This is a genomic window from Kocuria sediminis (assembly GCF_009735315.1).
Classification (GTDB): domain Bacteria; phylum Actinomycetota; class Actinomycetes; order Actinomycetales; family Micrococcaceae; genus Kocuria; species Kocuria turfanensis.
The window spans coordinates 1-7110 of sequence record NZ_WOGU01000016.1; the positions used below are offsets into that span (position 1 = coordinate 1).

5 protein-coding genes are annotated in these 7110 nt (G+C 71.5%); 4 read left to right on the top strand and 1 reads right to left on the bottom strand.

What is annotated here, in order from left to right:
• Nucleotides 1–131: 131 nt before the first annotated feature.
• Entirely contained in the window at nucleotides 132–2039 is a 1908-nt protein-coding gene (locus GMA12_RS15875) for an FAD-binding monooxygenase (protein ID WP_156270489.1), read from the bottom strand.
• A gap of 316 nt (nucleotides 2040–2355) precedes the next feature.
• On the opposite strand from GMA12_RS15875, the gene GMA12_RS15880 reads away from it, so the two are divergent.
• The 4 genes from GMA12_RS15880 to hpaD all read left to right on the top strand — a co-directional run.
• Entirely contained in the window at nucleotides 2356–3858 is a 1503-nt protein-coding gene (locus GMA12_RS15880) for a fumarylacetoacetate hydrolase family protein (RefSeq protein ID WP_240898901.1), read from the top strand.
• Nucleotides 3840–4568, top strand: a complete 729-nt coding sequence (locus tag GMA12_RS15885; protein ID WP_156270490.1) for a GntR family transcriptional regulator — start codon at nucleotides 3840–3842, stop codon at nucleotides 4566–4568. Before GMA12_RS15880 ends, GMA12_RS15885 begins: the two co-directional genes overlap by 19 nt.
• Nucleotides 4565–6133, top strand: a complete 1569-nt coding sequence (hpaE, locus tag GMA12_RS15890; protein WP_156270491.1) for a 5-carboxymethyl-2-hydroxymuconate semialdehyde dehydrogenase — start codon at nucleotides 4565–4567, stop codon at nucleotides 6131–6133. Before GMA12_RS15885 ends, hpaE begins: the two co-directional genes overlap by 4 nt.
• A 162-nt stretch (nucleotides 6134–6295) precedes the next feature.
• The coding region (gene hpaD, locus GMA12_RS15895) for a 3,4-dihydroxyphenylacetate 2,3-dioxygenase (RefSeq protein WP_240898904.1) at nucleotides 6296–7110 on the top strand (815 nt) is incomplete at its 3' end.

Below are 7110 nucleotides of genomic sequence, written 5' to 3' on the forward strand. Positions count from 1 at the left end.
CGTGCCCGCGAGGACCTTGCGCTCCTCGCGGGACATCTCGTGCCGCCCGGCCGGGACGGCTGACGTGTGTGCCATGGATTCTCCTGTGTCGTCGATGATGAGGTCCGGCGCCTCGGCCGGCGGTCGGGCGGCTACGCCACCGGCTGGCGGTTCACGTCCAGCAGGTGCCGGCGGAAGAACCCGGCCAGAGCGTTCGTGTCCTCCAGCGGCAGGACCGCGGCGACGTACTGGTCGGGGCGCACCACGACGACGCACCCGACGCCGCGGTCGATGCCGCGCAGGTCGAAGATGTCCTCGTCCGGGTGGGCGGCGTAGACCTTCTCGTAGTCGACGAGCTCGAACGGGCCGCTGCGGGGCAGGAACAGCCGGGGCACCCGGGTGATGTCGACGTCGACGTGCTTCTGCTGGTAGACGACCTTGACGTCCAGGACGCTGTCGGCGTCAGCGCCCTCGGGGGTGTGGGTCGCGACCGGGGACTGCGGCGACTCGGTCATCCACTGCGCCCAGGCGCTCAGCGCGGACGTCTCCCCGGGGGCGGCGTCGGCGAAGGCGTACACCCGCCACCGGCCGTCGGCCCGGTGCTGGTGTCCCAGCTGCAGCGGGTTCGCGTCGGCGACCCGCACGACCGGGGCCGAACGGAAGCGCTTGCCGATGGGGAAGCCCGTGGCCAGGTCCTGGTGGTCCGGCTCCGCGACGAGCATCGAGGGCGGGTACTGGGTCATGAAGCCGGCGGGGAACTCGGCGGTGCGGACGTAGAAGTCGGCGAGCTCGGCGGGGTTCGCGAACTCCTCCGGCTTCTTGGCCATCAGCGTGGACCACTCCTTGTCGAAGTCGATGAGGTTCTGCGCGATGACCTGCCGCTCGGCGGAGTAGGTGCTCAGCAGGCTCTCGGGGCTGCGCCCGGACAGGACGTAGCCCAGCTTCCAGCCCAGGTTGAACCCGTCCTGCATGGACACGTTCATGCCCTGCCCGGCCTTGGCGCTGTGCGTGTGGCAGGCGTCGCCGGCGATGAACACGCGCGGGGCGCGGGTCCCGAGCTCCTCCAGGGGCACGTCGTCGAACCGGTCGGTGACCCGGTGGCCGACCTCGTAGACGCTGTGCCAGGCGACGTCGCGGACGTCGAGGGTGTAGGGGTGCAGGATCGCGTTGGCCTTGGCGACGATCTGCTCGATCGTCGTCCTCCGCACCGCGCCGCGGTCGTCGGGGGACACGGTCCCGAGATCGACGTACATGCGGAACAGGTGACCGCCCTCGCGGGGGATGAGCAGGATGCTGCCGCCCGCCCCGGACTGGATGGCGCACTTCAGGCGGATGTCGGGGAAGTCGGTGACGGCGAGGACGTCCATGACGCCCCACGCGTGGAACGCCTGGTCGCCCTTCATCCTGGCCCCGATCGCCTCGCGCACGCCGCTGCGGGCCCCGTCGGCCCCGACGACGTACTTCGCCCGCACGACCTTCTCCTGCCCCGCCCGCTCCCCGGTGGTGTGCACCAGCGTCACGGTCACCGGGTGCTCGGGGTCGTCGGTGCGCTCGAGGCCGCGGAACTCGTACCCGTAGTCCGGCCTCATCCGCGTCGGCGCGTGCGCCATGAACTCGGCGAAGTAGTCCAGCACGCGCGCCTGGTTGACGATGAGGTGCGGGAACTCGCTGATCCCGGCGGGGTCGTCCTCCGGGCGCTCCCCGCGCACGATCCGCGACGGGTCCTGGGGGTCCGGGTGCCAGAAGCACATCTCGGTGATCCGGTAGGCCTCCTCGATGATCCGCCCGGCGAAGCCGAACGCCTGGAAGGTCTCGACGCTGCGGGCCTGGATGCCGTCCGCCTGGCCTATCGCCAGCCGCTCGCCGCGGCGCTCGACGATCCGGGTCGTGACGTCGGGGAACTGCGACAGCTGCGCCGCCGCGATCATCCCTGCCGGCCCCGTGCCGACGATCAGGACGTCGACCTCCTCGGGCAGCTCCTCGGGCCGGTGGAGACCGACACCTGCAGCAGGCTGAACGCGCGGGTCGCCGGAGACGTACCCGTGATGGTGGAACTGCATCCCACTCCCTCCTCGGACGTCGGTCCCGACGTCCATGTCGATGCGAACAGCGTGTGCGGGTGCTTTCCTTCTCGGGCACGCCGTTCCCCTGGTGCCACGGATCGTATATGTTGATCTGCGTCACACACAAGGATGTTCCCGGGATGACTCCCACCCTGTGGCCCGGGAACGCCCGGCCGATCCGGGGAATGCGCCATGGTGATTCCGACGCCGCACCGGGCACCCCGGCGAACGCTGTGATCTGCACCACGAGCACCCTTGTCCCGGGGCGTAGGATCGTATATGTTCCTGGGACAACGCAGGAGTGAGGACGCACATGACCGACAGCAACACGATGGCCGGCGGCGCAGATCCGCGGTTCTCGGGCCTTCCGGGACGACCGGGCAAGATCGTCGCCATCCACCTCAGCTACGCATCGCGGGCGGACCAGCGCGGGCGCCGCCCCGAGCACCCGTCGTACTTCTTCAAGCCGGCGAGCTCGGTCGCCCCGACCGGCGGGACGATCGAACGCCCCGCGGGGACCGAGCTGCTGGCCTTCGAGGGCGAGGTGGCCCTCGTCATCGGCACCGCGGCCCGCCGCGTGCCGCTCGCCCAGGCGTGGGACCACGTCGGCTGGGTGACGGCGGCCAACGACTTCGGCCTGTACGACCTGCGGGCCAACGACAAGGGCTCCAATGTGCGCTCCAAGGGCGGTGACGGGTTCACCCCCATCGGCGCCGGCCTCCTCGACGCGCGTGCGGTGGACCCGGCGGCGCTGCGGCTGCGCACCTGGGTCAACGGCGAGCTGCGCCAGGACGACACCACGGCCGGGCTGCTCTTCCCGCTCGCCCAGCTCGTCGCCGACCTCTCCCAGCACTTCACCCTCGAGCCGGGCGACGTGATCCTCACCGGCACCCCGGCCGGGTCCTCCGTCGTCGTCCCCGGCGACGTCGTGGAGGTCGAGGTCGACGCCCCCGGGGCCCCCGGGGCGCCGAGCTCGGGCCGGCTGGTCACGACCGTCACCCAGGGCGAGCACGGCTTCGACGACGCCCTCGGGTCCCTGCCGGCGGTCGACGACCGCCAGCGCGCCGAGGCGTGGGGCTCGCGCGCCGCCGCCGGGCTGGACCCGGAGCCGGAGGCGTTCCGTCTGACCCCGGCCCTGCGGGACAAGCTCGCCGAGGCCCCGGTGGCCGGACTCAGCGCCCAGCTGCGCAAGCGCGGGCTCAATAACGTCACCGTGGACGGCGTGCGGCCGATGCACCCCAGGGCCAAGGTCGTCGGCACCGCGCGCACCCTGCGCTTCGTGCCCAACCGCGAGGATCTCTTCGCCAGCCACGGCGGGGGCTACAACGCGCAGAAGCGCGTGTTCGACGCCGTCGGCGAGGGCGAGGTCGTCGTCATCGAGGCGCGCGGCGAGGACGGGTCGGGCACCCTCGGCGACATCCTCGCGCTGCGCGCCCGCAGCCGGGGAGCCGCCGGCATCGTCACCGACGGCGGCGTGCGGGACTACGACGCCGTGGCCGCCGTGGGCATCCCCGTGTACACCAAGGGCGCCCACCCGGCCGTGCTCGGCCGGCGGCACGTGCCGTGGGAGGCCGACGTGGCGGTCGCGTGCGGCGGGACCACCGTGCAGCCCGGCGACGTCGTCGTCGGCGACCGGGACGGCGTCATCGTCATCCCGCCGGCGCTCGTCGAGGAGGTCGTCGACGCGGCCCTCGCCCAGGAGGCGGAGGACGCCTGGATCGCCGAGCGAGTCGTCGCGGGAGAGCCGGTCGACGGCCTGTTCCCGATGAACGCCGAGTGGAGAGCGAGGTACGAGGCATGGCGCGCGGGCCGGTGACGGAGGCCCTGACGCCGGCGGCTCCCTCCCTGAGCAAGTCGCAGCGGGCCTACCACTGGATCAGGCAGCAGATCCTGGCCCAGGAGTTCGCCCCGGGCTACCGGCTCAAGCTGGCGGCGATCGCGGCGGAGCTGGGCATGAGCGTGGTGCCGGTGCGCGAGGCGATCCGGCAGCTCGAGGCCGAGGGGCTGGTGACCTTCGAGCGCAACGTCGGCGCCCACGTGTCGATGGTCGACGACACGCACTACCGCCACAGCATGCAGGCGCTGGCCATCCTCGAGGGCGCGACCACGGCCCTGGCGGCGGGGCACCTGACCGCCGACGACCTGCGCCGGGCACGGGAGACGAACACGCGCATCGTCGAGAGCCTCGACAGCTTCGATCCCCACACGCTGACGGCGCTCAACCGGGAGTTCCACTCGATCCTGTTCGCACCGTGCCCGAACCCGCGGATGTCCGAGCTCGTCACCGCCGAGTGGGCGCGCCTGGGCAACCTGCGCGACTCGACGTTCAGCTTCGTCCCCCACCGGGCCCAGGAGTCCGCGCGCGAGCACGAGAACATCCTGCGGCTCATCGAGACCGGGGCTCCCCCGGTGCAGATCGAGCGGGCCAGCCGGCAGCACCGGATGGCCACCCTCGAGGCATACCTGGCCCACAAGTACTCAGACGACGCGGGATCGGCCCGCACACCGACCGGAGGCACCCCATGACCGACACCACCACCGACGCGACGGCGGCGACCGAGCGGCACCTGCCCGCCGACCTGCCCGAGCGCATCCAGCACTACATCGACGGCCAGTTCGTCGACTCCGCCGACGGCGACACCTTCGAGGTGCTCGACCCGGTCTCGAACGAGACCTACCTCCGCGCCGCGGCCGGCAAGAAGGCCGACGTCGACCGGGCCGTGGCGGCGGCCCGGCGCGCCTTCGTCGAGGGGCCCTGGCCGCGGATGCTGCCGCGGGAGCGCTCCCGGATCCTGCACCGCATCGCGGACATCGTGGAGTCGCGCGACGCCCGGCTGGCCGAGCTCGAGAGCTTCGACTCCGGCCTGCCCATCACCCAGGCCCTGGGCCAGGCCCGCCGCGCGGCCGAGAACTTCCGGTTCTTCGCCGACCTGATCGTGGCCCAGGCCGACGACACCTACAAGGTCCCCGGCCGGCAGATCAACTACGTCAACCGCAAGCCGATCGGCGTCGCCGGGCTCATCACGCCGTGGAACACGCCCTTCATGCTCGAGTCCTGGAAGCTCGGACCGGCCCTGGCCACGGGCAACACCGTCGTGCTCAAGCCGGCCGAGTTCACGCCGCTGTCGGCGTCCCTGTGGGCGGGCATCTTCGAGGAGGCCGGGCTGCCCCGGGGGGTGTTCAACCTCGTCAACGGTCTCGGCGAGGACGCCGGCGACGCGCTGGTCAAGCACCCGGACGTGCCGCTGATCTCCTTCACCGGTGAGAGCAGCACCGGCCAGCTGATCTTCGCCAACGCGGCGCCCCACCTCAAGGGCCTGTCGATGGAGCTCGGCGGCAAGTCCCCCGCCGTCGTGTTCGCCGACGCCGACCTCGACGCCGCGGTCGACGCGACCATCTTCGGCGTCTTCTCCCTCAACGGCGAGCGCTGCACGGCCGGCAGCCGCATCCTCGTCCAGCGCGAGGTGTACGACGAGTTCGTCGAGCGCTACGCCGCCCAGGCCGAGCGCGTCGTCGTCGGCCCTCCGCACGACCCGCGGACCGAGGTCGGGGCGCTCGTGCACCCCGAGCACTACGACAAGGTCATGAGCTACATCGAGATCGGCAGGACCGAGGGACGCCTGGTCGCCGGCGGCGGACGGCCCGAGGGCTTCCCGACCGGCAACTACGTCGCCCCGACCGTCTTCGCCGACGTCGCCCCCGAGGCCCGCATCTTCCAGGAGGAGATCTTCGGACCGGTCGTGGCGATCACCCCGTTCGACACCGACGAGGAGGCGCTGCGGCTGGCCAACGGCGTGCGCTACGGCCTGGCCGCCTACGTGTGGACGAACGACCTCAAGCGCGCGCACAACTTCTCGCAGAACATCGAGGCCGGCATGGTCTGGCTCAACAGCAACAACGTGCGGGACCTGCGCACCCCCTTCGGCGGCGTCAAGGCCTCCGGCCTCGGCCACGAGGGCGGCTACCGCTCGATCGACTTCTACACCGACCAGCAGGCCGTGCACATCACCCTGGGCGAGGTGCACAACCCCACCTTCGGCAAGGCCGACCTCGACGCCGGGGCGGACGTGGACGACCCGGACCTGCGCTGAGCGCACCCCACCCACTCGAGTAGCAAGGACGCTGACGTGACGACACCCATCACCCCGAACGCCCCCGAGCCGGTCGTGACCGGCGAGGATCCCATCCGCCGCCCGGACAACGCCATCCCGACCCCTGCGGCCCCGCGGCCGGACGTGCTGCGCTGTGCCTACATGGAGCTCGTGGTCACCGATCTCCAGGCCTCCCGCAACTTCTACGTCGACGTGCTCGACCTCGTCGTGACCGAGGAGGACGAGGAGACCGTCTACCTGCGCAGCTTCGAGGAGTTCATCCACCACAACCTCGTGCTGCGCAAGGGCCCGGTCGCGGCGGTCGCGGCCTTCTCCTACCGCGTGCGCAGCCCGGAGGACCTGGACAGGGCGGTGGCCTTCTACGAGGAGCTCGGCTGCCGGGTCGAGCGGCGAGCGGAGGGCTTCACCAAGGGCATCGGCGACTCGGTGCGCGTGGAGGACCCGCTGGGCTTCCCGTACGAGTTCTTCCACGACGTCGAGCACGTCGAGCGCCTCGCGTGGCGCTACGACCTCTACACGCCCGGGGCGCTCGTGCGCCTGGACCACTTCAACCAGGTCACCCCGGACGTGCCCCGGGCCGTGGCGTACATGGAGGACCTCGGCTTCCGGGTCACGGAGGACATCCAGGACGAGGAGGGCACCACCTACGCCGCGTGGATGCGGCGCAAGTCCACCGTCCACGACACCGCGATGACCGGCGGCGACGGGCCGCGGATGCACCACGTCGCGTTCGCCACCCATGAGAAGCACAACATCATCGCGATCTGCGACAAGCTCGGCGCGCTCCGTCTGTCCGACCGCATCGAGCGCGGCCCCGGCCGGCACGGGGTCTCCAACGCCTTCTACCTGTACCTGCGCGACCCGGACGGCCACCGCGTGGAGATCTACACGCAGGACTACTACACCGGCGACCCGGACAACCCGGTCGTCACCTGGGACGTGCACGACAACCAGCG